The sequence below is a fragment of the Arthrobacter sp. MMS24-S77 genome, assembly GCF_054888235.1.
This window is the reverse complement of sequence record NZ_JBTZRN010000001.1, coordinates 850,069-873,246: the sequence shown is the minus strand read 5'-3', so window position 1 is coordinate 873,246 and position 23,178 is coordinate 850,069. Positions and strand designations below refer to the sequence as shown.

Below are 23,178 nucleotides of genomic sequence, written 5' to 3'. Positions count from 1 at the left end.
CCTTCGACGAAGGCCTTGGGGGCATCGAGGAGACCCTCGGTGCCCTCTTTACGGCACTGAAGCGCCTGCTGTCAGGCTCCGTCCCGTATGCACGGCTAGGCTGGGCCCCATGAGCACAGCTGAGCAAAAATCCACGTGGCATGCCGAACACAAAGCAAGCTTGAGCTCGGGTCAGCGAGCCGCGGATATCATGCGAAATGGGATGGGGAGCTGGCCGTTCGTCGGCGGCTTCATCTTCTTCATGCTCGTGTGGGCAGCCATCAACACCTGGGTACTGCCAGGCAACGGTTGGGACCCCTACCCGTTCATCCTGCTGAACCTGTTCCTGTCGATGCTGGCGGGGCTTCAGGGAGCGATCCTCCTGATCGCCGCCAAACGCCAGGATGCGATTGCGGCCGCGATGGCCCAACACGACTACGACACAGACCTCGCCGCGCGAGCGGACATTGGCCTGCTGTTGAAGATCAACGAACAACAGCTGGAAATCCTGCGTGAGCTTCGCAGGATCACTCCCGACGCTGAAGTTAGACGGTCCCCAAACTAGACGGCTTGGTTCAACGCGGCATCGTGCGAACTGAAACCACGCGTAATTCCGCCGAGGGTCGCGGTGGCGAGCGTCGAGAGGTAGTCGTGCCGGCGTCGCGCAGTAATCCGCGACTGCGGCTCGAGGACTTGCTCGGGGTCGTCAGCGTAGTGCGCAGAGAGACCATCGCGCATGAGCCGGATACCTTCGGCGCGCTGTTGGGACACTGCGGCGTGCGTGGAACCAAGCTCTTCGGCGAGCTCCTTGACGGTCCTCCCGGCGAAGTAGATCTCCTCGACGACGTATCGCATCTTTTCGGGCAGGGCCTCGACGGCGGCGCGAAGGTACTTGAGGCGTTCATCGGCCAGGACGGAGTGTTCCGGGGAGAGAGTGTCCGCGGCAACGGTGTCGACGACGACGTCGTCCAGCGGCGATAGCGTCCGGGCGGCATCGGCGAGGGCCGCCTCCACCACGCTGCGCTCGACGCCGAGGGCTGACGCGGTTTCCGCCACAGTAGGCGTCCGACCAAGGACGCCGGAAAGGGTTTCCTGGACCGACATGGTTTCCTTGATGCGTTTGCGTGCCGAGCGGGTAGCCCAGTCGCTGGCCCGCATCTCGTCCGCAAACGCCCCGACGATCCGGCGGCGCGCAAATGCGCCGAAGGGGACTCCGAGGCTCGGATCGAAGGAATCGGCGGACGTTATCAACGCCACGGACCCTACAGACGCGAAATCGTCGCGCGACAAATGAGAAGCTCTCGCACAGAGCTCAGACACCAAGTAGCCAACGAGCGGCAAATGCTGCAGCACCAACTCGTTGCGTTCTTCGCGATTCAAAATTAGTCCCCCATGAGACCGGATTATTGAGTTGCAAAAGCCTGATTCCAAGGATCCTCCGGCGAGCTGCTGAGACGATGCAGCAGGCTAAAAGTTGCCTGGAACAGACACGTATTCAGTGAACATACCATCTGCCATATAACAATGCGTGTACGCTCATGAAAAAGATGTAAAGCCGGCCGCGGGATCATGTTCCGCAGGCCAAACCGGGGAATGGGGAACCGTGGGGGCGGATGAGCTTTCAGCGATGCTGTGGCGCGAGCGGAGGCAGCTGGAACTGCTGTTGTTCCGGCTCGAAACACAGCTGCTGCACGTTCGGGCAGGCAATTGGCATTGGCTGAAATTCACCGCCTCTGACGTGGAAAAGGTTCTGGAAAACCTTCGGTTCGACACCCTGGCCCGGAACATCGAATCGTCGGCCGTGGCGATCAAATGGCGTGCTCCCGCGAATGCTACGCTGCCCAAGATCGCCTCCGTGGCGCCGCCCGGAATGTGGCCGGAACTGCTTCAGGAACACCACAAGGGCATGGTGCTGCTGCTGAAGCAAGTCGAAGCTGCCGTCGCCGCCAACATCGAGGCGCTCCTGTCGGGGCCAAGCGGGGCCGGGGACGTGCGGCTCGCGGCAGCGCAGGCCGGGGACGTTTTGGTCCCGGATGCGTCGGGAACGGAGGCCTCGGCCGACACAGGCGACGCCGCGGATGACGTGATGCTGCTGGCGGAAAGCGCCAATATTGAGCGGGCCCTAGCCGTGACGAGGGATTGTTCGCTGCCACTCCTCGAAGAATTCCTCGGCTTGGCTTAGTGCGCCGACGCTCCTGAAGATATACCGGTACCCCGGGGACTAGTCAGGCTTTCGGCGGGATGCCGGGGGTCGCAACCCGGCAAGGAGCTCCTCGGCCTCGGGGCCGGCCTTCGCCGCCGCGAGGTTGGCAGCGGCGATCGCTTCAACCACTTCACGACGCTGGATGGACACCCCGCGGGGCGCCTCGATCCCGATCCGCACCCCGTCGCCGCGGCCCTCCATGACCGTGATGACAATGTCATCACCAATCATGATCTGTTCGCCCGGCTTGCGTGTCAGTACCAGCATGCTCTCAATCTACCTTTCCAAACACTCCGGCACGGGCGGGCTTGCCGTCCACCCAGCCGATGGGAAGGCCGAGTCCGTTGACCGTCTCCGGGCTCATGGTCTCCGCCGCACCGAAAACGGCCAGCGCATCGAGTGAAGAACTCTCGGCCGCCAAAGCTGCGGAGAGCGCCCGCACCCAGGCCTGAGTATCTTCCGCCTTCCGTGTGGCATCGGCGACCAGCCACAGCTGGTCTGCGGCGAGGCCGGCGATGTGCGCCGCATGCGCCACGGCTTCGCGTGGCCTGCCGAGTCCGTACGCCACGAGCACGGTTTGGCCAGTGAGCACCGCTTGGGCGCGGGCCGCCGTCGCGCCCTGACGCCCCGCCACGTGGAGGTGCCCGAACGCGGTCAACTCCCCCGCCGTCCGGACGTCGGAGCCGCCCTCCGCGATCGACATCTCAAGCGCGGGACCCAAGGCGTCGTCACCAAGGCCGAGCAGGATGATGAGGTTGCCGCTGCCAGCTAATGGAACTGGCACGAGCGCGGGAACCGGTACCGGTACGGCCGCGGGTGCCGGTGCTAGCGCCGGGACAGCGTGCCCGACGGCGGCGGTTGGCAAGGCTGTCAGCATCCCTTGGGCTCTCGGTTCAGGTACCGGTGGCTGGAACTCCTTGCCTAACTGCTCCAACATCCCGGCGAAATCCGGCGAGGCAGTCGAAACAGCTGCCGCGGGCCGGTGAAGGTCCACTTCAGCCGCGTCGGCCTGCTCAAGCAGCGCCGCGATGGCGGGCCCCTCCAACGCATGCGCCTCCCCGCCGGGGTGGGCTTCCCAACTAACTCGCAGTTGTTGTCGTTCTGAGCCGTCAAAACGACAACTATTGGTAGCTAGTTGGGTGGAACCCTGTACGGGAACTTCGATGGTGGCCTCGTAGCGATTGGCCGCGAAGAGCCCGGCGATTCCCGGGTTGGTGACCTTCTCGGCGGAGACGATCCGCGCCCCGGGCCCGTACTGCTGCTCGGCCTTCTCCCGGATGACCTCCAAGGATGCGCCCTTAAGCTTGTATTGCTTCGGCATGGCGGACCACCCCCACGGTTTCGATCTGGATGTTGGCCGACGTCACTTCGCGGTAGGACAGCACGGGGACGCCGCCGTCGGGGGTCACCACGAGCCGCCGGACAGCGGGCCGCAACGCCGGGGCGCACACCAAGACGGCTTGCCGTCCGGCAGCCGCGGCCGTTTCCATGGAACTCTTCACAGAGGCCAAGACTGCATCCAGTCGCGCTTGGCTCATGACGATCTGGGTGCCTCCCTCGGCCGGGCGCATGTCTTCAAGCATGGACTGTTCCAGGAGCGGATCGATCATGATCACATTGAGCACCGCGCCGTCCAGGAACTTGGCAGCGAGCGCGGGCCCCAGGGATTGCCGGGCGGCTTCGACCAATGCCTCGGGTTCGGTGGAAACTTTAGCGCGCAGGGCCAGTGCCTCGTAAATGCGCGGAAGGTCGTTGATGGGAACCTGTTCTTCGAGGAGGCCCTGCAGCACCCGCTGCACCTCTGCGAGGGACATCAGCCCTGGAATGAGTTCCTCGACGGCGGCAGGGCTCTGCTTGCGCACGCCTTCCGTCAGCACGCGGACGTCCTCCCGGGTGAGGAGCCTCGCGGCGTTGGCGGAGACGATCGATGACAAGTGCGTCACCAGCACGGAAACCCGGTCGATCACGGTTGCCCCGGTCATTTCGGCGCTGTGCCGCATTTCAGTGGGGATCCACTTTCCGGCCAGCCCGAAGACCGGCTCCACCGTGGAGATGCCCGGCAGGGCATCAAGGTAGTCGCCGAGGGCGAGCAACTTGCCCGACGGCGCCGTGCCACGTCCTGCTTCGACGCCGGCAATGCGGATGGCGTAGTTCGCCGGTGGCAGCTCCACGTTGTCGCGCGTGCGGACGGGCGGGATCACGATCCCCAACTCCATGGCGATCTTGTGGCGCAGTGAGCGCACGCGCGCCAGGAGATCGTCCGAGGCACCGGAGACCATGTCCACAAGGTCCGGAGCCAGCAGGATCTCCACGGGGTGGATGCGCATGTCCTGCATGAGCCGCTCGTTGGGGTCTTCCTCGGAACTCAGGGTGGCTGCTTCCTCGGCGTCCTGTTCCGCGAGCTGCTTCTTTTGCTGCGCCGCCAAACGCCTGGAAGCGAACAGGAGGAAGGCACCTACCAGCAGGAACGGCAGGATTGGCATGCCGGGGATCAACGCCATGGCCACGGCGGCCAGTCCTGCGATGAGCATGGCGTTGGGCGACTGCATGAGCTGCGAGGAAGCGGTACGGCCCATGTCCTCTTCGGCATTGGACCGGGTCACGATCATGCCCGTGGACACGGCCATGAGGAGGGCCGGAATCTGCGTCACGAGCCCGTCGCCCATGGTCAGCAGTCCATAGGAGTTGAGTGCATCGCCCACATTCATGCCGCGCTGCAGCACACCGATGGCAATGCCGCCCACGAAATTGATGATGATAATGATGATGCCCGCAATGGCATCGCCCTTGACGAACTTCGAGGCGCCGTCCATGGCACCGTAGAAATCAGCCTCGGCGGACACCTCGGCGCGGCGCTTGCGGGCCTGGGCATCGGTGATGAGGCCAGCGTTGAGGTCCGCGTCGATGGCCATCTGCTTGCCGGGCATGGCGTCCAGGGTGAATCTTGCCCCCACCTCGGCCACGCGTTCGGCACCCTTGGTGACCACCACGAACTGGATGACCACCAGGATCAGGAACACCACGGCGCCGATGATCATGGAGCCACCCACAGTGACCTTGCCGAAGGCATCGATCACTTGTCCGGCGAAGCCCTGCCCCAGCACCAGCCGGGTGGAGGCGACGTTGAGTCCCAGCCGGAACAGCGTGGCCACCAGCAGCAAGGACGGGAACACCGAGAAGTCCAGCGGCTTCTTGACGAACATGCTGGTGAGCAGGATCAGCAGGGCAAGCAGGATGTTGCAAACGATCAAGAAGTCCAGCAGCGGGGCCGGAACGGGAACCACCAGCAGCAGCACGATGCCCACGATTCCCACCGGCACGGTGAGCCTGGCGAATCTGTTGTTCATTGCTGTGTCCTGTCCCGGGTGGAGTGGCTGCTGGTCTTGGCTCGAAGGCTGTGGCTCATGCGGAGGCTCCAGCCGGGGGCCTTGCCAAAGCATGGGCGACGCCTGGCATACGGTGCATTCCGCGTGCCGCTCCCCTGGCCTTGAGCGACATCACGAACGCCAGGACTCCCGCCACGGCCCGGTACAGCTCCACGGGGATTTCCTGGCCGAGCTCACAGGCCGAATGCAGCGCCCTTGCCAGCGGAATGTCCTGGACCATCGGAACCGATTTCGCCTCCGCCTCTTCCCTGATGCGGGCAGCGATGATCCCCGCTCCCTTGGCCACAACGCGCGGTGCCGCTTTGCCGGCGTCGTACTTCAGCGCGACGGCGACGTGAGTCGGGTTGACGAGAACGACGTCGGCGTCTGCGATGGCGCCGATCATGCGGTTCCGGCTCATGGTCAGTTGGCGCGAGCGGCGCTGCGACTTGATGAGGGGATCGCCGTCGCTGTTCTTGTTTTCGTCCTGGATTTCCTTCTTGGACATGCGCGTCTTCCTGCGGTTGCGGCGCATGACCACAAAGATGTCCACCGCCGCCAGAACCAGGCCAGCGAGCACGGCGAACTGGATCAGCGAACCGATGCCGCCTGCCGCCGCGGAAAGGACGCCAGACACCGGCAGGCCCCCGGCAGTGAGCAGCACCGGGATGAGGCCCTGCACCACCGCGTACAGGACAAGCCCGACGACGGCGGTCTTCAGGAGTGCTTTGAGGCCGCCCCACAGTGCCTGCCCACCGAAGATCCGTTTGACGCCGCTGATCAGGTTGAAGTGTTCAAACTCAGCCCGGAACCTCTTGAAGTGGATGCCGCCCTGCAGCGCTGATCCCGCCAGGACCACCACCATGACCACCACGAACAAAGGCCCCAACACCTGGGCCAAGGAACCGAACCCGGCTTCAAGGGCTGCGACGGCCTTGGCGGGCTCAGGGTGGGCAATGACGCTGCGGACGCTGAACAACTGGTCCGCAGCGGCGTTGGAGGCCCGCTCAATAGTCGATGGAATCATTGCCGCCGCGGAACCGACGGCGAGCCAGGCTGTGAGGTCCTGCGAGCGGGAAAGCTGCCCCTTTGAACGGACTTCCCGCATTCGTTTGTCAGTGGCTTGCTCGGTTTTTTCCTGTGAATCCGACATCAACCCACCCCCATCAGCGTGTTTGCCGTTTGTTCGGCGAGGATGGCCACTAGCCGTGGCAGGGCGAGGAAGAGGAACCCGGCGAGTGCCAGGGTAATGAAGATCTTGAGCGGGAAGCCCAGGGCGAAGGCGTTCAAGGCGGGGGCAACGCGGGTGAGGAGGCCCAGTCCGATGTCGGCGAGCACCAGGACCACCAACAGGGGCCCGGCGATTTGCACCGCCGAAAGGAACATTCCGGTGACGGCGGAGACCATCGCTTGCACAGGCTGTGCCAGGTCCAGTCCGCCGGCGAGCGGCAACGCGGCGAAACTCCCGGTCAGGCCGCCGATCACCAATTGGTAGCCGTCGGAAGCAAAGAGCAGTGCGAGCGCGGCCATCTGCATCAACCTGGTGAATTGGGCGCCATTGACCATCATCTGCGGATCGAAGCCCTGTGCCATCTGGAAGCCGCTGAAAAGGTCCAGCAGGCTGCCTGCCGACTGGATAGCCGCGAAAACCAGGGAAACGAGGAAGCCCAGGACCAGCCCGGTCGCGAGCTCCAGGACCACCCCGGTGATGAATCCAGCGGTGTCCTTGGGTGTGTAGCCCACCGAGAGCCGCTGGTACACGGCCAGGCCCAGGCCGAGGCCCAGCATGGCCTTGATGCGCGCGGGTATGGCGTGGTGGGAGAAGGGAGGAGCCACCAGGAGGAAAGCCGTCATCCGGATGGAGGCCAGCAGGAGGACCTCCAGCCCGGATTGGGTGATGGGGAGCTCCACTTCACGCTCCCCCGATCAGCCCGGGGATCCGGGCGAAGAGCTCGTTGGTGAAGGAGACCATCTCCGTGATCATCCAATGCCCGCACACCACCAGGGCCACGGCCACAGCCACGGCCTTAGGCACGAAGGACAGGGTGGCTTCCTGTAGCTGGGTGATGGACTGCAAGAGGGAAATGGCCAGTCCCACCACCAGCGCGGTAACCAGGGCTGGGGCCGCAAGTTTCGCGGCCACGATCATGGCCTGGAGGCAGATGTCCAGGACTGCGTTGGTATCCATCAGCCGCTCGAATAGCTCTGGATCAGGGCGGTGATGACCAGTCCCCAGCCGTCCACCAGGATGAACAGCAGGATCTTGAAGGGTAGCGAGATCATCACCGGCGGAAGCATCATCATGCCCATTGACATCAGCGCTGCCGAGACCACCAGGTCGATCACGAGGAACGGAATGAAGATGACGAAGCCGATGATGAACGCGGCGCGGAGCTCGGAGATCATGAACGCCGGGATAAGGGTTTGCAACGGGACGGATTCCGGGTTGGCAGGATTGGCCAATTTTGCCGCCCGGGTCATCAGGGCAATGTCTTCCTGCCGGGTGTGGGCCACCATGAAGTGCTGAAGCGGTGCGGACCCGGCAGAAACGGCGCCGTTGAAGTCCAACGTCCCGTTGAGGTAGGGCTGGATGCCGACGTTGTTGATCTCAGACAGCACGGGCCACATGACAAACAGGGACAGGAAAAGCGCCAAGCCGGCCAGGACCTGATTGGGCGGGATGGATGGCAAGGACAAGGCATTGCGGGTCATGGCCAGCACCACGAAGATCTTGGTGAACGAGGTCATCATCAGCAGCAGGGCCGGGGCAACGGAGAGCAGCGTGATCCCGATTAGCGTCACCACGGCGGTGGAAGGTTTACCGTCCAGTCCGTTGATGTCGATGCTGACGTTGCCGCCGGACGGCTGGGCCGGAGCCGTGGGCACCGCGGGCGCGGTGGGTGGCGTCGGGGTGATTGGTGCTGAGTGCCCGGCGGACATGCCCAGCCACAGGAACAGGGCCGTCAGCAGCAGCACACAGAGTACTGCGAACAACATTTTGGCCATGCGGCGGCCATCGACAGTCCCGAAAGTCAGGATCAATTCCGGCGTCCCCTGATGGCCTCGGCGGCCTGCCGCCAGGTTGAACCGGCAAGGATGGATCCGTGCAGGGGTTGTGCTTGCTTGTCCAGCTCGCTGCGGCGGTGGATCTCACTGCGACGCCTGAGTCCCTTGTCGACAAATTCGGTGTCCGCAAGCTGCGCGCCGCCAGCATCGCGGAAGATGTCGGCGAAGCTCGTGGTTTCCGGAAGCTCGACGGGGACGTCGCTGGTGTGCAGGACATTAATGGCATGCTCGGTGACGCCCAAAAGGAACCGTTTGTCCCCGGCGTCGACCACCACCACGGAGGCCTTTTGGCCGACGGTCTGCCGGCTGACCACCGTCAGGGTGGTGTTGGCCCGGCGTCGGCCTTTGCCTTTGCCCTTGAGAAGGCGGCGTTGGAGGAACCATATGAGGCCCAGCACCGCACCCAGGGCCACGAGCACGCGTAGCCCGAGGATGAGCGAATCCATCTAGTAGATTCCCTCGGCGACGTCGAGGATGCGGGTGATCCGCACAGCGTAATCCTGGTCCACGACGACAACTTCGCCGTGGGCGATCAATCGGCCATTGAGCAGGACATCCGCGGGTGCGCCGGCCGAGCGGTCCAGTTCGATCACTTTGCCAGGTTCCAGGGCGAGGGCGTCGCGCACGGACATGCGGGTGCGGCCGATCTCCACTGTGAGGGCCATTTCGACGTTGCTGATCAGCCCGAGACGGGAAGAAACGGTACCGGCCTGGGCGGCACGTGCGGCCGGAATGTCCTGCACGGTTCCGTGTTCGCGGACCCGGACGGCGAGCCAGCCGAACGTCTGCCCGCTGTCGCCCGCTACGGACTGACGCAGTTCAAAAACGGCAGTTTGGGAGTCCGAGACGAGCCCGGCGGCATCTTCCTCGCGCAACTCCCCCAGCACTCCGGCGTCGAACGCCTCGGCTGCGTGTTCCATCGCGGGACGCAGGACGTCGACGGCGGAGACGACGCCGCCCAACCCGCCGCCTGCCGCGGCGAGGAAGGAACGGTCCACGAGGATGAGCGCGAAGTCAGCGGTCACGGCGCCTACGAAGGTGGCCGTGATCGCGAGTGGTGCGTACGGCGCGGCGGCCTGCGACGGGACGATGCCGGAGACGTGCAGCGCGGCAGGAGTCGGCAGCTGGGCGGCCAGTCGTTCCGCTGCCGACTCGTGCAAGGTCAGGGTGATGCTCATCGCTGGTTCTCCTCGATTGTGACGATGACGGCGGCTGCACGTGAGCCGTTGCGGGCGGGGGCGGCAGTGGCCAGCCGGGTGCCGTTGATGGCGACGTCGAACGGCCGGTTCTCCAGGTGCGGAAGCGGAATGACGTCCCCGACGGCGAGGCCCAGGATATGCGCAGGAGTCACCGGAGTGGGGCTCAACTGGACAGCAATGTCAACCGGCACTTGGGTGACCTGGGCGCGGACCAACGCCTCGGCGTCGCGGCTGTGGACAGTGGGATTCACGTCGCCGAGTCCGGAAAGGAGGACATCGGCGGGAATCGCGAGACTAGCTGCGGCGAGGCTTTCGCCCACTTTAACGGTGAATGAGGCCACGATCATCAGCTCCGCCGGAGCCGCTGCCTGGGCGAATTGGGAGTTGTACTGGATGACGTCCATGCGCACCGGCGTAGTCAAAAGGGCGCCAAGTGAATAGCTGAGGTCCTCCAGTCCGTCTTCCACCATGCGGCTGATGAGCGCCTGCTCGATCTGGGTGAATTTTCGATCCGGGACGGCCGTCTCGGTGCCTCCGCCCAACATGCGGGTCACCCAGGAAAGTGCCGCCGTGGCGGGAAACTGCATGACGAGGCGCGACTCGCTGCCCTCGATACGGCACAGCACCATCGCTGTGACGGAAGGCAGGGAAGCCGCGTACTCGTCATAGCTCTGCATGATGAGCTGTTCCAGGGTCGCGGTGGATTTCACGCGGACCTTTGCCGTGAGCTGGGTGCCCCATTGCCGGGCAAAAGTCTCGAAAGCAACTTCCAGGACGCGGCTGTGCTGGCGCGGCAAGGTGGTGGGCCTGCGGAAGTCATAGACGTCCACGGTCCGCTGCCGTCCCGCCGATTGATCTTCCTGTTCACTCACGGTTGCCACTATCGGCAATGAAAGGGCAGGCGTAAGGGACTAATTATTGGGCGGGTTCGTGGGCGCGGGCTGTCGCCCTAGGCGGCCGGTGCCTGCGAAATCCTCACCATGTTGCCCGAAGGATCCCGGAAGGCGCAGTCGCGGGGACCCCACGGCTGGTCGATGGGTTCCTGCATGACCTCTGCGCCGGACGCGCGGACCTTCTCGAAGAGCGTATCGACGTCATCGGAGCGGAAGACGATGGGCCCCAGGACTCCCTTGGTGAGCAGCTCCTGGAGGGAATCGCCGTCGGCCTTGGAGCGGCCCGCATGCGGTTCGGAAAGAACGATTTCGACACCCGGCTGGTCCGTGCTGCCGAGCGTGACCCAGCGGAATCCGCCTTGTGCGACGTCGTTGAGCACCTCGAGTCCGAGGGCATCCCGGTAGAAGGTGAGCGCTTCGTCGGGATCGTTGACGGTGATGTGTGAGTACTGAAGTGAAATAGTCATGGCAATGACGCTAGTCCGCGGCAACAACGAGCGCTTCTTGAATCCTGCTCTCTTCCTTCCGGCCGGATTCCTGCCGGGCGGGCTGTTCGTCCCGGCGGGGCTGTTCGTCCCGGCGGGGCCGCGTGCGAATCTTCGCCACGCAGGCGGGCATGGCGGCCACGGCCAAGTGCTCGCGGGTGCGATACGTGCTGGGTGGTACCCCGACGAGCTCGGTGAATCTCGAACTGAAAGAGCCAAGTGACGTACAACCGACCTCCATGCAGGCGTCGGTGACGCTCATTCCGCCGCGCAGGAGCGCCATCGCTCGCTCGATCCGGCGGGTCATGAGGTAGTTGTAGGGGGTCTCGCCATAGGCGGCGCGGAACTGCCGGGAGAAGTGTGCCGGGGACATGAAGGCATGGCTGGCCATGGTCGGCACGTCGAGGGGCTTTGCGTACTCGCGGTCGATCAGGTCACGGGCCCGGCGCAAGTACGTGAGCCTGGCAAGATCCTCCGGGGTCATGCCACGAGCGTACCTCGGCACGCTGGGCTTTTCCACGGAGCCCGACGCCGTCCCGCACCGGCCGCGCGCCCCTACTGGCCGGCCCTCGCCTTGAGTGCCTCGGGGATCAGGGCGCGGACCACTTCGGGTTTGTCCGAGAGTACGACGACGTCGACGCGGCGGTTGAGCTCCATCAGCGCCTCGGTGGAGTCGTCGTTGACCTGACGGGCCGAGCCGAACGCAACCGCACCGATGTGGCCTGCTGGAATGCCTCCATGGTCCACGAGGTACCTGAGGACGTTGACGGAACGCGCGGAGGAGAGCTCCCACGTCGAGGGGTAGGAGGTGATTCCGTTGGCGGCGTGGCCTTCCACCATGACTTCAAGGCCGGCGCTGACCATGGCGGGGGCAATAGTGCCAAGGACCTGGCTGGCGCGGGCTGTGAGCTCCGGCCGGTCGGCTTCGAAGAAGGTCTGTGATCCGACGAGTTTCACGGTGAGTCCGCGTTCGCCGATCTGGAACTGCACGTTGGCCCCCAGCCCCGCGGCGTCGAGCTTTGACTTCATGTCGTCACGCAAAGCGGTGAGCCGGTCCACTTCCTTGAGCGCGAGGTCAAGCGAAGAGAATCCTTGGGCGTCGGCGTGGGTGAACTCCGGCGGAACCACGGTGCCCGTGGCCGTGTCCACCTTCTGGCTGGCCACAGTGCCGAAGCCCGTCGCGAGCGAATTGCGGAGCTTATCGAATTTGGCCTGGTCAACCGTGGACATGGCGAACAGGACGATGAACATGCACATCAGCACGGTGACCATGTCCATATAGGAAGCCATCCAGCGTTCGTCGACATGCTCCTCCGCCGGAGGTGAGCCGCGGCGGCGCCGGGACCTCATGCGGCCTTGGACGAAGCGAACTTGCCGGGACGGCCTTCGTCGTCGTTGCTCTTCTTTGCGGATTTCTCTTTGCCGAGCCTGTCGGCGGGGACCATGGCACGGAGCCGCTCGGCGAGCAGCAGCGGTTGGGTTCCGTTCTGCACCGCCAGCATGCCCTCCATCAGGAGGGTCATGCGTTCGATTTCCAACTCGGACAGGCGCTTGAGCCGCGAGCTGAACGGCAGCCAGATGAAGTTCGCGGAGAGCAAGCCCCACAGGGTAGCCACGAATGCCGAGGCAATCATGGGTCCCAGATGGTCAGGCGAGGAAAGGTTCTCAAGGACGTGGGTCAGCGACACCACCGTGCCAATGATGCCGATGGTGGGTGCATAGCCGCCCAGGCTGGCGAAGAACTTGGCAGAGACGTGGTCGCTGCGCATCTTGGTGTCGATCTCGTCTTCCATGAGGATGCGCAATTCCTCAGCATCGGTGCCATCCGCGATGTTCTGGAGAGCCCGGGCCAGGAATGGATCCTTCTCCTGGGCAGCCGCCTCTTCGAGGGCGAGTAGCCCCTCGCTGCGGGCCTTCTCGGCAAATCCGATCAGCTGGTCGATGCTGTCCTGCGGCTTGTCGGTCTTCCCTTTGAATGCCTTGGGCAGGTCCTTGAACGCCCGGATGGTGTCGCGGAAAGTGTTCCCAGCCAGGCCTACAGCCAAAGTGGCGCCGAAAACCAGGACCATGGGCGCGGGAAGCAGGAGCGCCATGAGGTTGGCATCTTCGAGGGTCACCATGGCGACCACTGAGCCGAAGGCCAGGAACAGGCCAATGATTGTTGAGGGATCCATCGCTTACCTTCCGTCCGGGTCCGGCGTCCGCACGAGGCTCAAGGGATAGCCCGTCACGGTGGGGAGATCCTGTGCCCGCCGAAGAATGTAGGCCCGGTAGTTCGCAATCAGTTCCACGACCTCCGCGAGGCTTTCCCGCACAACGTACGTAGCGCCGTCGAGCGTCACCAGATGGGTGTCCGGGCTTTCGTGAATCCGTTCAATGATGTCCGGATTCACGGCAAAGCGGGTGCCGTTCAGGCGGGTGACAACGATCATGGGCGTTTCTGCTTTAGCTAGGGAGGCACTTGTAGGAGGGCGGTTCAGTTCCTACTGTCGGCCGGAGACGGGCTTGCGTTAGCCTGTATTGTCCATACAGAATTGCGTGAATACATCGGACGCTGTACTTTGAGGGCATGAAGACCCTGACTCACGCGCCCGTGCTGGCACGCTTTGGGTACGCGGTCTCGGATCCGACCCGGGCGCGCATCCTTCTGGCTTTGACGGAAGCATCCGCTTACCCGTCCGATCTCGCCGAGTCCCTGGGCGTCTCAAGGCAGAGCATGTCCAATCACCTGACCTGCCTGCGAGGCTGCGGCCTCGTTGTCGCCGTTCCGGACGGGCGGCGTAGCCGCTATGAGTTGGCAGACCAGCGCCTGGGCCACGCGATTAAGGATCTGATCGGCGTGGTACTCGCTGTCGACCCGTCTTGCTGCGCCCCAGACGGTCAGTGCCTGGCATGACCGTTCACTCATACGTTCCCACGCCGGAGCGCAAGGCTGTCCTGAACCGGAGGATCCAGCTTTTCGCCGCGGCCACCATCACATACAACGTCATTGAAGCTGTCGTGGCGCTCTGGGCAGGTGGTGTCGCCGGTTCCTCGGCGCTCATCGGCTTTGGGCTGGACTCGGTGATCGAGGTCGCCTCTGCGCTGGCGCTTTCCTGGCAGTTCTCGGCGAAGGACCCGGAACGGCGGGAACACCTGACCCTGAGAATCATCGCCATATCCTTCTTCGCCCTCGCAGCATTTGTGTCAGTCGAGGCGGCACGCTCCCTGACTGGCGCGGGTGAAGCCCGGCACTCCACACCCGGGATCATCGTCGCCGGCCTGAGCCTGGTCATCATGCCTGTCCTGTCATGGGCTCAGCGGCGGGCAGGCCGGGAGCTTAACTCCAGGACCGCCGTCGCCGACTCCAAGCAGACCCTCCTGTGCACCTACCTCTCAGCTGTCCTGCTCGGGGGCCTTGTCCTGAACAGCTTGCTGGGCTGGTGGTGGGCGGACGCGGGCGCTGCGCTGGTGATCGCAGTAATCGCAGCCCGGGAGGGCGTGAACGCTTGGCGCGGAGACGTCTGCTGCACTGTGCCGGAGGTTAATGCAGTGCAAGGATCCGGGGCCGACGGCGTCTGCTGCACTGAGTGCGGATCCGGAACCGAGCCTGAACCCGTCATTCTTTCCGTTCGAGCGGCTTCTCAGGCTCACCAAACCGACAAGCCGGAAACCGCCCGCTAGCCGGGCGTCAGCGGAGCGTCGCCGGACGCACGCGGACTGGCGCGAGAATTCCGATGATCATCACGGCCGTCATGGAACCGGCCGCCATGATTGCCGCGAGCACCACAATCTGGAAGCGCCCCGCTTCAAGCGGAGAGACCCCGCCAAAGATTGCCCCCACGAACGCACCGGGCAACGTGACGAGTCCCGTCGTCTTCGTTTGATCGGTGGACGGAATCAAGGCCGAGTAGACCGTGCGCCGGGCAAGATCCAGGGTTGCCTGCCTCGGAGTGGCGCCTAGTGCGAGCCAGCCTTCCACCTCTTCCCAATGCTCATAGACCGATTCCTTGAAGCGCCGGCCAGCCAGGACGGCGATGGTCATTCCGTTGCCAATGACGATCCCGCCAATCGCGAGCACATAGCGGGGGGTGAATGCAATGGCACCCGTGGCGAAAATGACGGCGAGGGTTATTGCTATGCCTCCCGCCATCGAGCCGCCGACCAAGCCCAAATGCGGCAGGCTCCAGCCGATGCGCCGGGTGGCGCTCGTCGCGGCCACTGCGAACATGACAAGAAGCGCGACGGCGACCCACAGCGGACTGGTGATCACGCCACCCAGAACGAAACTGATCGCAGCGAGTTGGACGGCCCCGCGGAGGATGGCGAGTGCGGGTGCGAAGGGATGCGGGGTGCGGAACGCCAAGAGCAGAGCCAACGTGACTGCCATCAAGACGCCGACGCCGAGGAATGTCGGCGTGAATTCAGCGAGTCCGGGCATGGAGCCAGCTTATCGACTGCCGCGAGACAATCCTGCCTTGCCAGCAATATCGACAAGTGTAAATATATACATGTGTCTATGTCCTTGGAGTTAACGCCCGTCCAGACGGTGGCTTGTTGTTCACCCCTTTCCAGGGAACCGCTCTTGGAATCGGAAGCGGAAGGTATCGCGCCACTGCTGAAGGCGCTGGGCGATCCGGTGCGGCTGCGGCTGATGTCCCTTGTGGCGTCCCACGAGGGCGGCGAAGCCTGCGTATGCGATCTGAACGACGCCTTTGAGCTGTCCCAACCGACCATCAGCCACCACCTGAAAGTCCTGCACGAGGCGGGACTGTTGGAGCGCCAAAAGCGCGGCGTGTGGGTCTACTACCGTGCGCGCACCGATGCCCTGGAGAACCTTGCCGCCCTCATCGGGGGTCAGAGCCGATGAGCGTGCTGAGACGGAGGGTGCTGGCGGAGTTCGCGGGCGCGGCTTTCCTGGTCATGGCCGTGGTTGGGTCCGGCATCATGGCCTCGCGCCTGTCCCCGAACGACCTCGGACTGCAGCTTCTGCAGAACAGCATCGCCACGGGCGCCGCTCTGGTAGCACTGATCCTGGCCTTGCAGCCGGTCTCGGCATCCTTCAATCCCGTGGTCACCCTGGTCGAACGGGCCCTTGGGATGGTGGACACACCCACCGCCGTGGGCCTGATCGCCGCCCAGTTCGCCGGCGGCCTGGCGGGAGCAGTACTCGCTAACCTGATGTTCGGTCTCGACGCCGCGACCCTGTCCTCGCACGAACGCGCCGGGACGGGGCTGTGGCTCGGCGAGATCATTGCCACGATCGGGCTGATCCTGGTCATCTTCGGCGCTATCCGCTCCGGCCGCACCGAAAGGGTGGCATTCGCCGTCGGCGGCTACATCACGGCCGCCTACTGGTTCACCAGTTCCACCAGTTTCGCCAACCCCGCCGTGACCGTTGCCCGGACCATCACCGACACCTTCGCCGGCATCGCTCCGGCCTCCGTACCGGCGTTCATGATCGCCCAACTATTGGGCGGGGCCGTCGGATTCCTCCTGATCCGTGCCCTCTACCCAACCGTTCCCGCCCAAGCCGTAGTCGCGGCCGATCGAAAGGTCCTTTCATGAGCACCGAAACCGTCAAGAAACCCTCCGTCCTCTTCGTCTGTGTCCACAACGCCGGGCGTTCCCAAATGGCTGCCGCCTTCCTCACCACCCTGTCCAAGGGCGGCATCGAAGTCCGCTCCGCCGGGTCCCAGCCCGCGGACAAGGTCAACCCCGCCGCCGTCGAAGCCATGGCCGAACTCGGCATTGACATGTCCACCGAAATCCCCAAAGTCCTCACCACAGAGGCCGTGAAGGAATCCGACGTCGTGATCACCATGGGCTGCGGCGACGAATGCCCGTATTTCCCCGGCAAACGCTATGAGGACTGGGTCCTGGAAGACCCTGCCGGCCAGGGCATCGACGCCGTCCGTCCCATCCGCGACGAGATCAAGTCCCGCATCGAGGACCTGATCGAATCCCTCACGCCGGCCGCCAAGTAGCGCCGGACTGCGGTGAGACCTACGGACAAAACAGAGGACAGCATGGATTCAACGAAGAAACTTCCCATTGCGGTGATCGGCGCCGGACCGATCGGCTTGGCCGCCGCCGCACACCTCCTCGAACGCGGCCTGGAACCTGTCATCTTCGAAGTAGGCCCGACGGCGGGCGCGGCGATCGAACAATGGCGGCACATCCGCCTGTTCTCACCCTGGCGGTTCAACCTCGACGCCGCCGCCGTCCGTCTGCTTGAGGCTTCCGGTTGGGAGACCCCGCGCCTGACTGCACTGCCCTACGGTGGGGAACTCATCGAGGAGTACCTGGCACCCCTGGCCGCCCTCCCGGCCATCAGCTCCCGCCTCCAGACCGGTGCCCGCGTCATAGCGATCACCCGAGCTGGCCTGGACAAAACCCACGTCCGGGACCGCGACACCACCCCGTTCGTGGTCCGCGTCGAGCACGGAGCCGGAGAGGTCCGGGACCACACCGTGGCAGCCGTCATCGACGCTTCCGGCACCTGGTCCGCCCGCAACCCGCTGGGCACCTCCGGACTTCCCGCCATCGGCGAAGACACCGCCGGCGACCGGATCTCCTCGCCCCTGCCCGACGTCACCGGACGGGACCGTGCCTCCTTCGCCGGACGCCGTGTCCTGGTAGTTGGGGCCGGTCACTCGGCAGCGAACACCTTGATCAACCTGACGGAGCTGGCCAAAGACGAACCCGGAACCCGGATCATGTGGGCCGTGCGCGGTGCTTCCGCGGAAAAGGCCTATGGCGGCGAGGACGCCGATGGGCTGCCCGCGCGAGGCCAGCTTGGCGGAAGGCTGCGCCGCCTGGTTGAGGCGGGAAGAATCGAACTGCATTCCGGATTCGGCATCGCGGCCCTGAAATCCCTGGACTCCGGCGTGAACGTCGAAGCCGTCAACGGCCGTACCCTCGAGGCCGACGTCGTCGTTCCCTGCACCGGTTTCCGCCCGGACCTGGGCATCCTGCGCGAGCTCCGCCTCAATCTGGACCCCGCGGTCGAAGCACCGGTCGAATTGGGTCCGCTCATCGACCCCGAATTCCATTCCTGCGGCACCGTGCCCCCGCACGGCGCGAAGCTGCTCGCCCACCCGGAGAAGGACTTCTACATTGTCGGCATGAAGTCCTACGGCCGGGCCCCGACCTTCCTGCTGGCCACCGGTTACGAACAAGTCCGCTCCGTTGCCGCCGCCCTCGCCGGTGACCAGGCCGCGGCCGACACCGTCCAGCTCGAACTGCCCGAGACCGGAGTCTGCTCCACGGATGCCGGCACCAGCTGCGCCGCACCCGCCACGGACATCAAGGCCCGTGTCCAGCAGCTCTACACCGAACTCGCCGAGAAGGAGACCGCGGTCGTTTCTTCCGTCGTCGATTGCGGGGACACTGGAGCCATGGACCTTGAATTGTTGACCATCCCCGGATGCCCCCATGCGGGTTCGGCAGGGGAGCTTTTCCGCACCGCCCTGGATCTGGAAGGAATCAAAGATCCATTCACGGTCCGGGAGATCAGCACCGAGGACGAAGCCCTGGCGCTGTCCTTCCACGGCTCGCCTACCTTCAGCATCAATGGAACAGACTTGTTCCCATCCAACGCCGAACCGGCGGTGGCCTGCCGGGTCTACCCGACACCGGCAGGACTCTCCGGCCAGCCAGCCTTGGAGTCCCTGCGGCACGTAATCCGGACATCAGTTCCAACAGTCAGCCAAAGGGCCTAAGCACCGCCAGGAGGCGCCGTGGATCCGGACCGGGAAGCAACAATCGCCGGATACAACCGTGCTTGCCGGGAGCTGACCCGCTGGCTGGAGAACGCTACGACCTCGGACCTACGGCGCAAGAGCAACGGAACCCGCTGGACCAACGAGGAACTGCTTTTCCACATGGTCTTCGGATACATGATCGTCATCCTGACTTCGGGAACACACGGCCCAGTGGGTCCGGCACTGGAACTTGGACATTAGGTCACGTAAACCTTGCGTAATACATGTGATTCCCGTCACGATCCGGCAATCTGGATGGAAATTTAGGTATGGCTAACCTAAAGTTTCAAGCTGTGAGCCCGCACTTCCTTCCCCGGGCTCCCTAGGATTTGCTCGCAGAAAGAAGCCCTCATGAAGATTCGCGCAAATGCGCTGGCCGGCATCGCACTCGCCGCCACCGCAGCCCTCAGCCTGGCCGCCTGCGGCAACGGCGCCGCATCCCCCGCAGCCACCGGCTCCGCTTCCGCTGACGCTAAAGTGGCCGGCGAAATCACTGTCTACAACGCCCAGCACGACACCCTGACCAAGGAATGGGTGGACGCGTTCACCAAGGAGACCGGCGTCAAGGTCACCATCCGCCAGGGCTCCGACACCGAGCTCTCCAACCAGATCGTCCAGGAAGGCGCGGCGTCCCCGGCCGACGTTTTCCTCACGGAGAACTCCCCCGCCATGGCCCAGGTTGAGAATGCCGGCCTCTTCGCCGACATCGACAAGGCCACCGTGGACCAGGTCCCGGCTGAGTACCGTCCTTCCACGAACAAGTGGACCGGCATCGCCGCACGCTCCACCGTTCTGGTGTACGACAAGAAGAAGATCAGCGACGACAAGCTGCCCAAGTCCATGTTGGATCTGGCCAAGCCGGAGTGGAAGGGCAAGTGGGCAGCGTCGCCCACCGGCGCTGACTTCCAGGCGATCGTTTCCGCGCTGCTTGAACTCAAGGGCGAAGCTGCCACCACTGAGTGGCTCAAGGGCGTGAAGGACAACTTCAAGGCGTACAAGGGCAACAGCACCGCCATGAAGGCTGTCAACGCCGGCGAAGTCGACGCCGCGCTGATCTACCACTACTACTACTACGGCGACCAGGCCAAGACCGGCGAGAACTCCAAGAACGTCACCCCGTACTTCTTCAAGAACCAGGACCCGGGCGCCTTCGTGTCGGTCTCCGGCGGCGGCGTACTGAAGTCTTCCAAGAACTCCGCAGCTGCACAGGCGTTCATCAAGTTCATCACCGGGAAACAGGGCCAGGAAGTCCTCAAGAACGGCACGTCCTTCGAGTACGCGATCGCTTCCAAGGTGGACTCCAACGCTAAACTCGTTCCCATCAAGGATCTTCAGGCTCCCACCGTGGACCCGGCCAAGTTGAACTCCGCAAAGGTCACCGACCTGATGACCAAGGCAGGACTGCTGTAATTCTGTGACCACTGATCTATCGGCTCCCGTACTTCCAAAGAATTCGGAGAGCACGACGACGGCGGGTAGGGGCAAGCGCCCCCGCCCGCCTTTCGGCGTTTCCGCAATATCCCTGCTGGCGGTGCTGATCGCACTGTTCTCGCTCATCCCGCTGGGGTACGTCGCTTACATGACGGCTGCGACCGGCTGGAGCACCGCCGTCGGGCTCATCTTCCGGCCGCGCGTCGGCGAGCTGCTCCTGAACACCGTCATGCTCGTGGTCTTCACCGTCCCCATTTGCCTGGTGTTGGGAGTGGGCGGCGCGTGGCTCGTGGAACGCACCAAACTGCGGGGACATCGCTGGTGGGCCGTGGCACTGGCCGCCCCGCTGGCCGTTCCGGCCTTCGTTAACAGCTATTCGTGGGTATCCGCAGTCCCATCCCTTGAGGGCATCTGGTCCGGCGTACTCATTGCCACGCTGTCTTACTTCCCCCTTGTCTATATCCCTGCGGCGGCAACGCTGGGACGCCTTGACCCGGCCATTGAGCAGTCCGCGGCGTCTCTTGGTTTGGGGCCGTGGGCCGTCTTTTTCCGGGTTGTCTTGCCGCAACTGCGGATCGCGATGACAGGTGGCGGGCTCCTCGTGTCCCTGCACCTGCTGGCCGAGTACGGTGCGTTCGCGATGATCCGCTTCGACACGTTCACCACGGCGATCATGACCCAGTTCCAGTCCACGTTCAACGGCACGGCCGGGAACATGTTGGCAAGCGTCCTGGTGTTCTTCTGCCTCATCCTGCTCCTGGTGGAAGTCAGGAGCCGCGGAACCGCGCGCTACGCCCGCGTGGGTTCCGGCGCCCAAGCCAAGCCGATCCGGTTGCCGCTGCGCCACTTCCAGGTTCCCTCCCAGATCGCGCTGCTGGCCCTCACTGTGTTGGCCTTCGGATTGCCGATCTGGTTTGTCTTGCGCTGGGTGATTGCGGGAGGCGCCCGAGTCTGGTCCGCCGACGAGTTCCTTCCGGCGCTGCTCCAGACCCTCGCTTATGGCACCGTTGGCGCCGCGGCGACTATCGTCGTCGGCTTCCCCATGGCGTATCTGGCCGTGCGGCACCCCAGCTGGTTCAGCAAGATGCTGGAGCTCTCCAACTACGTCACCAGCTCCCTGCCCGGCATTGTAGTGGGCCTCGCATTCGTGACCGTGAGCATCCGCATGGTCCCGGGAATCTACCAGACCTCCGGGGTCCTGATTGCTGCCTATGTGTTGCTGTTCCTGCCGCGCGCCCTGGTCAACATCCGCTCCGGCCTTGCCCAAGCACCCAAGGAACTCGATGAAGCCGCGCAGTCGCTCGGCAAGACTCCCCTGGTGTCCTTCTTGAAAGTGACCCTGCGGCTCACCGCTCCGGCCGCTGCCGGCGGAGCCGCGCTAGTGTTCCTTGCCATCGTCAATGAGCTCACGGCAACGCTGCTGCTATCCCCCAATGGCACGCACACCCTGGCCACCGAGTTTTGGAGCAAGAGCAGCGAGATCGACTATTCGGGCGCGGCGCCGTATGCCCTGCTCATGATCCTGTTGTCTGCCCCCATGACGTACTTGCTTTTCCAACAGTCCAAGAAAGTAGCCGGACAGTGACCGAACAATCCCCCTCAAGGCTTCCGTCACCCCGCGTGGCGGCTTCGGTGGCCCCCACCACCAACACGCATCTGGACATCGCCGAGGTCACCAAGAACTTCGGTTCCCAGGCTGTGCTGAAGGGCGTGAACCTCTCCGTGGCCAAGGGCGGGACCACCGCTATCGTCGGTCCATCCGGATCCGGCAAGACCACCCTGCTGCGCTTGATCGCCGGCTTTGAACACCCGGCTACCGGCTCCATCAGCCTCAACGGCACCAAGGTGGCCGGGAACGGCGTCTGGTTGCCGGCACACAAGCGCCACGTTGGCTATGTTGCCCAGGACGGCGCGCTCTTCCCCACCTTACGGTGGGGCAGAACATCGCGTTCGGGCTGGATAAGTCAGCGCTCGACGGCGGTCGCCGCGCCGTGAAGACGCGCGTCCAGGAGCTGCTCGAGATGGTTTCCCTCGATGCGGACATGGCCAAGAGGAGGCCCCACCAGCTCTCCGGGGGCCAGCAGCAGCGGGTGGCACTTGCCCGCGCCCTTGCCCGTGAACCGGAGCTGATGCTGCTCGATGAGCCCTTCTCCGCCCTCGACGCCGGCCTCCGCGTTGCCACCCGGCGCGCTGTGGCCAAGGTCTTGAACGAAGCAGGGGTCACCACCATCCTGGTAACCCACGATCAAGCCGAGGCCCTCTCCTTTGCGGACCAGGTGGCCATCATGCGGGGCGGGAAGCTGGCGCAGATCGGCAATCCGTTCGTGGTGTACACCCGTCCCGCGGACCGCGCGACGGCCGAGTTCCTTGGCGACGCCGTCATCCTGAACGCTTGGATGGAGGGCTCCCTGGCCACGTGTTCGCTGGGCGGAATTCCCGTGCGACGTCCCCCGGCCCAAGGCCTGGTGCAATTGATGCTTCGTCCGGAACAGATCCGGATTGCCCCTGACGGCCCCATCCGTGGCGTCGTGGTGGATACCGACTATTTCGGACCGGAGACCACCGTCCGGATCAAGCTCGCACCGCGCGTGGCGGCGTCTGGCGCTTCCTTGGCCTACCCGGGTGGCGGCGAGATCATCACTATCCGCCACTGGAACGCTTCCATCACCAAGCCCGGCACGGAACTCTGCCTCCGCGTGGTGGGCGAAGGCGTGGCATTCCCGGTGGAGGAATAGGGTGGTAGTCCCTGAGTGGGCCTCAGGCACTAAAGCTGATACTGCCAAGGGTGGCCGGCCGTCATGGACGGCCGGCC

General features: G+C 64.3%; 28 protein-coding genes and 2 pseudogenes. 13 read left to right on the top strand and 17 right to left on the bottom strand.

The genetic code is table 11. The features are described 5' to 3' along the window. Positions 1-109: 109 nt before the first annotated feature. A complete protein-coding gene (locus ACX5I4_RS04090; RefSeq protein WP_461835533.1) occupies positions 110-544 on the top strand; it encodes a DUF1003 domain-containing protein in 435 nt (144 codons plus the stop codon). Here ACX5I4_RS04090 and ACX5I4_RS04085 read toward each other — a convergent pair. Further along, a complete protein-coding gene (locus ACX5I4_RS04085; RefSeq protein WP_461835532.1) occupies positions 541-1,359 on the bottom strand; it encodes a sigma-70 family RNA polymerase sigma factor in 819 nt (272 codons plus the stop codon). The genes ACX5I4_RS04090 and ACX5I4_RS04085 overlap by 4 nt on opposite strands. 223 nt (positions 1,360-1,582) lie before the next feature. On the opposite strand from ACX5I4_RS04085, the gene ACX5I4_RS04080 reads away from it, so the two are divergent. Then, complete coding sequence (locus ACX5I4_RS04080; RefSeq protein ID WP_461835531.1) at positions 1,583-2,161, top strand: flagellar protein FlgN; 579 nt, start codon at positions 1,583-1,585, stop codon at positions 2,159-2,161. Positions 2,162-2,200: 39 nt separating this feature from the next. Here the strand turns inward: ACX5I4_RS04080 and csrA are convergent, their stop codons facing one another. The 15 genes from csrA to ACX5I4_RS04005 all read right to left on the bottom strand — a co-directional run bounded on the left by csrA (position 2,201) and on the right by ACX5I4_RS04005 (position 13,622). Next, entirely contained in the window at positions 2,201-2,449 is a 249-nt protein-coding gene (gene csrA, locus ACX5I4_RS04075) for a carbon storage regulator CsrA (RefSeq protein WP_184737915.1), read from the bottom strand. A gap of 4 nt (positions 2,450-2,453) precedes the next feature. After that, positions 2,454-3,503: a hypothetical protein gene (locus ACX5I4_RS04070; RefSeq protein WP_461835530.1), complete on the bottom strand. Its 1,050-nt coding sequence runs from the start codon at positions 3,501-3,503 to the stop codon at positions 2,454-2,456. After that, positions 3,481-5,529, bottom strand: a complete 2,049-nt coding sequence (locus ACX5I4_RS04065) for a flagellar biosynthesis protein FlhA (protein ID WP_461835529.1) — start codon at positions 5,527-5,529, stop codon at positions 3,481-3,483. Before ACX5I4_RS04065 ends, ACX5I4_RS04070 begins: the two co-directional genes overlap by 23 nt. Before the next feature lie 55 nt (positions 5,530-5,584). Beyond that, the gene (locus tag ACX5I4_RS04060; protein ID WP_461835528.1) at positions 5,585-6,700 is read right to left on the bottom strand and encodes an EscU/YscU/HrcU family type III secretion system export apparatus switch protein; all 1,116 of its coding nucleotides are present in this window, start codon (positions 6,698-6,700) and stop codon (positions 5,585-5,587) included. Beyond that, positions 6,700-7,458: a flagellar biosynthetic protein FliR gene (locus ACX5I4_RS04055; RefSeq protein ID WP_461835527.1), complete on the bottom strand. Its 759-nt coding sequence runs from the start codon at positions 7,456-7,458 to the stop codon at positions 6,700-6,702. Before ACX5I4_RS04055 ends, ACX5I4_RS04060 begins: the two co-directional genes overlap by 1 nt. A gap of 1 nt (position 7,459) precedes the next feature. After that, positions 7,460-7,735, bottom strand: coding sequence for a flagellar biosynthesis protein FliQ (fliQ, locus tag ACX5I4_RS04050; RefSeq protein ID WP_184737924.1), 276 nt, complete (start codon positions 7,733-7,735; stop codon positions 7,460-7,462). Next, positions 7,735-8,544 (bottom strand): flagellar type III secretion system pore protein FliP, encoded by an 810-nt coding sequence (gene fliP, locus ACX5I4_RS04045; protein WP_461835526.1) that lies wholly within the window; start codon positions 8,542-8,544, stop codon positions 7,735-7,737. The genes fliQ and fliP overlap by 1 nt, the downstream gene beginning before the upstream one ends. Before the next feature lie 41 nt (positions 8,545-8,585). Then, a complete protein-coding gene (gene fliO / locus ACX5I4_RS04040) occupies positions 8,586-9,059 on the bottom strand; it encodes a flagellar biosynthetic protein FliO (RefSeq protein WP_461835525.1) in 474 nt (157 codons plus the stop codon). Then, positions 9,060-9,791 carry a flagellar motor switch protein FliN gene (fliN, locus tag ACX5I4_RS04035; protein WP_461835524.1) on the bottom strand — a complete coding sequence of 244 codons (732 nt, stop codon included), beginning with the start codon at positions 9,789-9,791 and terminating at the stop codon, positions 9,060-9,062. Beyond that, the gene (locus ACX5I4_RS04030) at positions 9,788-10,684 is read right to left on the bottom strand and encodes a flagellar motor switch protein FliM (RefSeq protein WP_461835523.1); all 897 of its coding nucleotides are present in this window, start codon (positions 10,682-10,684) and stop codon (positions 9,788-9,790) included. Before ACX5I4_RS04030 ends, fliN begins: the two co-directional genes overlap by 4 nt. A gap of 77 nt (positions 10,685-10,761) precedes the next feature. Then, a complete protein-coding gene (locus ACX5I4_RS04025) occupies positions 10,762-11,172 on the bottom strand; it encodes a VOC family protein (protein ID WP_078106415.1) in 411 nt (136 codons plus the stop codon). A gap of 10 nt (positions 11,173-11,182) precedes the next feature. Next, positions 11,183-11,674, bottom strand: a complete 492-nt coding sequence (locus ACX5I4_RS04020; protein ID WP_461835522.1) for a helix-turn-helix transcriptional regulator — start codon at positions 11,672-11,674, stop codon at positions 11,183-11,185. A 71-nt stretch (positions 11,675-11,745) separates the two neighbouring features. Beyond that, entirely contained in the window at positions 11,746-12,540 is a 795-nt protein-coding gene (locus tag ACX5I4_RS04015) for an OmpA/MotB family protein (protein WP_461835521.1), read from the bottom strand. After that, positions 12,537-13,364: a motility protein A gene (locus ACX5I4_RS04010; RefSeq protein ID WP_461835520.1), complete on the bottom strand. Its 828-nt coding sequence runs from the start codon at positions 13,362-13,364 to the stop codon at positions 12,537-12,539. Before ACX5I4_RS04010 ends, ACX5I4_RS04015 begins: the two co-directional genes overlap by 4 nt. A gap of 3 nt (positions 13,365-13,367) precedes the next feature. Further along, positions 13,368-13,622 carry a flagellar FlbD family protein gene (locus ACX5I4_RS04005; protein ID WP_269994903.1) on the bottom strand — a complete coding sequence of 85 codons (255 nt, stop codon included), beginning with the start codon at positions 13,620-13,622 and terminating at the stop codon, positions 13,368-13,370. Positions 13,623-13,759: 137 nt separating this feature from the next. On the opposite strand from ACX5I4_RS04005, the gene ACX5I4_RS04000 reads away from it, so the two are divergent. Next, positions 13,760-14,086 (top strand): ArsR/SmtB family transcription factor, encoded by a 327-nt coding sequence (locus ACX5I4_RS04000; protein ID WP_461835519.1) that lies wholly within the window; start codon positions 13,760-13,762, stop codon positions 14,084-14,086. Continuing rightward, complete coding sequence (locus ACX5I4_RS03995) at positions 14,083-14,853, top strand: cation diffusion facilitator family transporter (protein ID WP_461835518.1); 771 nt, start codon at positions 14,083-14,085, stop codon at positions 14,851-14,853. The genes ACX5I4_RS04000 and ACX5I4_RS03995 overlap by 4 nt, the downstream gene beginning before the upstream one ends. A 7-nt stretch (positions 14,854-14,860) precedes the next feature. Here the strand turns inward: ACX5I4_RS03995 and ACX5I4_RS03990 are convergent, their stop codons facing one another. Continuing rightward, entirely contained in the window at positions 14,861-15,610 is a 750-nt protein-coding gene (locus tag ACX5I4_RS03990; protein WP_461835517.1) for an ABC transporter permease, read from the bottom strand. A 78-nt stretch (positions 15,611-15,688) separates the two neighbouring features. Here ACX5I4_RS03990 and ACX5I4_RS03985 point away from each other — a divergent pair, with 78 nt between their 5' ends. The 9 genes and pseudogenes from ACX5I4_RS03985 (at position 15,689) to ACX5I4_RS03945 (ending at position 23,101) form a co-directional block, all read left to right on the top strand. Continuing rightward, positions 15,689-16,039 (top strand): ArsR/SmtB family transcription factor, encoded by a 351-nt coding sequence (locus tag ACX5I4_RS03985; protein ID WP_461838641.1) that lies wholly within the window; start codon positions 15,689-15,691, stop codon positions 16,037-16,039. Next, entirely contained in the window at positions 16,036-16,737 is a 702-nt protein-coding gene (locus ACX5I4_RS03980) for an aquaporin (protein WP_461835516.1), read from the top strand. The genes ACX5I4_RS03985 and ACX5I4_RS03980 overlap by 4 nt, the downstream gene beginning before the upstream one ends. After that, a complete protein-coding gene (locus tag ACX5I4_RS03975; protein ID WP_461835515.1) occupies positions 16,734-17,156 on the top strand; it encodes an arsenate reductase ArsC in 423 nt (140 codons plus the stop codon). Before ACX5I4_RS03980 ends, ACX5I4_RS03975 begins: the two co-directional genes overlap by 4 nt. Positions 17,157-17,198: 42 nt before the next feature. Beyond that, positions 17,199-18,470: pseudogene (locus ACX5I4_RS03970) on the top strand (NAD(P)-binding domain-containing protein); the annotation flags it as partial. A gap of 441 nt (positions 18,471-18,911) precedes the next feature. Beyond that, a complete protein-coding gene (locus ACX5I4_RS03965; RefSeq protein ID WP_461835514.1) occupies positions 18,912-19,136 on the top strand; it encodes a hypothetical protein in 225 nt (74 codons plus the stop codon). A 150-nt stretch (positions 19,137-19,286) separates the two neighbouring features. Then, positions 19,287-20,345 carry an iron ABC transporter substrate-binding protein gene (locus tag ACX5I4_RS03960; protein WP_461835513.1) on the top strand — a complete coding sequence of 353 codons (1,059 nt, stop codon included), beginning with the start codon at positions 19,287-19,289 and terminating at the stop codon, positions 20,343-20,345. Between the two features lie 4 nt (positions 20,346-20,349). Next, the gene (locus ACX5I4_RS03955; RefSeq protein WP_461835512.1) at positions 20,350-21,951 is read left to right on the top strand and encodes an ABC transporter permease; all 1,602 of its coding nucleotides are present in this window, start codon (positions 20,350-20,352) and stop codon (positions 21,949-21,951) included. Next, positions 21,948-22,456, top strand: a pseudogene (locus ACX5I4_RS03950) (ATP-binding cassette domain-containing protein); the annotation flags it as partial. The gene ACX5I4_RS03955 and the pseudogene ACX5I4_RS03950, both read left to right, overlap by 4 nt. Positions 22,457-22,495: 39 nt before the next feature. Further along, on the top strand, positions 22,496-23,101 hold the full coding sequence (locus ACX5I4_RS03945; RefSeq protein WP_461838640.1) for a TOBE domain-containing protein: 606 nt from the start codon (positions 22,496-22,498) through the stop codon (positions 23,099-23,101). Positions 23,102-23,178 lie beyond the last annotated feature (77 nt).

What these genes read in the sequence shown, in the direction of transcription:
- ACX5I4_RS04090 (WP_461835533.1), top strand. Translation starts at nt 110, where the DNA reads ATGAGCACAGCTGAGCAAAAATCCACGTGGCATGCCGAACACAAAGCA.
- csrA (WP_184737915.1), bottom strand. Translation starts at nt 2,449, where the DNA reads ATGCTGGTACTGACACGCAAGCCGGGCGAACAGATCATGATTGGTGAT.
- ACX5I4_RS04070 (WP_461835530.1), bottom strand. Translation starts at nt 3,503, where the DNA reads ATGCCGAAGCAATACAAGCTTAAGGGCGCATCCTTGGAGGTCATCCGG.
- ACX5I4_RS04065 (WP_461835529.1), bottom strand. Translation starts at nt 5,529, where the DNA reads ATGAACAACAGATTCGCCAGGCTCACCGTGCCGGTGGGAATCGTGGGC.
- ACX5I4_RS04060 (WP_461835528.1), bottom strand. Translation starts at nt 6,700, where the DNA reads ATGTCGGATTCACAGGAAAAAACCGAGCAAGCCACTGACAAACGAATG.
- fliQ (WP_184737924.1), bottom strand. Translation starts at nt 7,735, where the DNA reads ATGGATACCAACGCAGTCCTGGACATCTGCCTCCAGGCCATGATCGTG.
- fliP (WP_461835526.1), bottom strand. Translation starts at nt 8,544, where the DNA reads ATGTTGTTCGCAGTACTCTGTGTGCTGCTGCTGACGGCCCTGTTCCTG.
- fliO (WP_461835525.1), bottom strand. Translation starts at nt 9,059, where the DNA reads ATGGATTCGCTCATCCTCGGGCTACGCGTGCTCGTGGCCCTGGGTGCG.
- fliN (WP_461835524.1), bottom strand. Translation starts at nt 9,791, where the DNA reads ATGAGCATCACCCTGACCTTGCACGAGTCGGCAGCGGAACGACTGGCC.
- ACX5I4_RS04025 (WP_078106415.1), bottom strand. Translation starts at nt 11,172, where the DNA reads ATGACTATTTCACTTCAGTACTCACACATCACCGTCAACGATCCCGAC.
- ACX5I4_RS04020 (WP_461835522.1), bottom strand. Translation starts at nt 11,674, where the DNA reads ATGACCCCGGAGGATCTTGCCAGGCTCACGTACTTGCGCCGGGCCCGT.
- ACX5I4_RS04015 (WP_461835521.1), bottom strand. Translation starts at nt 12,540, where the DNA reads ATGAGGTCCCGGCGCCGCCGCGGCTCACCTCCGGCGGAGGAGCATGTC.
- ACX5I4_RS04010 (WP_461835520.1), bottom strand. Translation starts at nt 13,364, where the DNA reads ATGGATCCCTCAACAATCATTGGCCTGTTCCTGGCCTTCGGCTCAGTG.
- ACX5I4_RS04005 (WP_269994903.1), bottom strand. Translation starts at nt 13,622, where the DNA reads ATGATCGTTGTCACCCGCCTGAACGGCACCCGCTTTGCCGTGAATCCG.
- ACX5I4_RS04000 (WP_461835519.1), top strand. Translation starts at nt 13,760, where the DNA reads ATGAAGACCCTGACTCACGCGCCCGTGCTGGCACGCTTTGGGTACGCG.
- ACX5I4_RS03995 (WP_461835518.1), top strand. Translation starts at nt 14,083, where the DNA reads ATGACCGTTCACTCATACGTTCCCACGCCGGAGCGCAAGGCTGTCCTG.
- ACX5I4_RS03990 (WP_461835517.1), bottom strand. Translation starts at nt 15,610, where the DNA reads ATGCCCGGACTCGCTGAATTCACGCCGACATTCCTCGGCGTCGGCGTC.
- ACX5I4_RS03985 (WP_461838641.1), top strand. Translation starts at nt 15,689, where the DNA reads ATGTCCTTGGAGTTAACGCCCGTCCAGACGGTGGCTTGTTGTTCACCC.
- ACX5I4_RS03980 (WP_461835516.1), top strand. Translation starts at nt 16,036, where the DNA reads ATGAGCGTGCTGAGACGGAGGGTGCTGGCGGAGTTCGCGGGCGCGGCT.
- ACX5I4_RS03975 (WP_461835515.1), top strand. Translation starts at nt 16,734, where the DNA reads ATGAGCACCGAAACCGTCAAGAAACCCTCCGTCCTCTTCGTCTGTGTC.
- ACX5I4_RS03960 (WP_461835513.1), top strand. Translation starts at nt 19,287, where the DNA reads ATGAAGATTCGCGCAAATGCGCTGGCCGGCATCGCACTCGCCGCCACC.
- ACX5I4_RS03945 (WP_461838640.1), top strand. Translation starts at nt 22,496, where the DNA reads ATGCTGCTCGATGAGCCCTTCTCCGCCCTCGACGCCGGCCTCCGCGTT.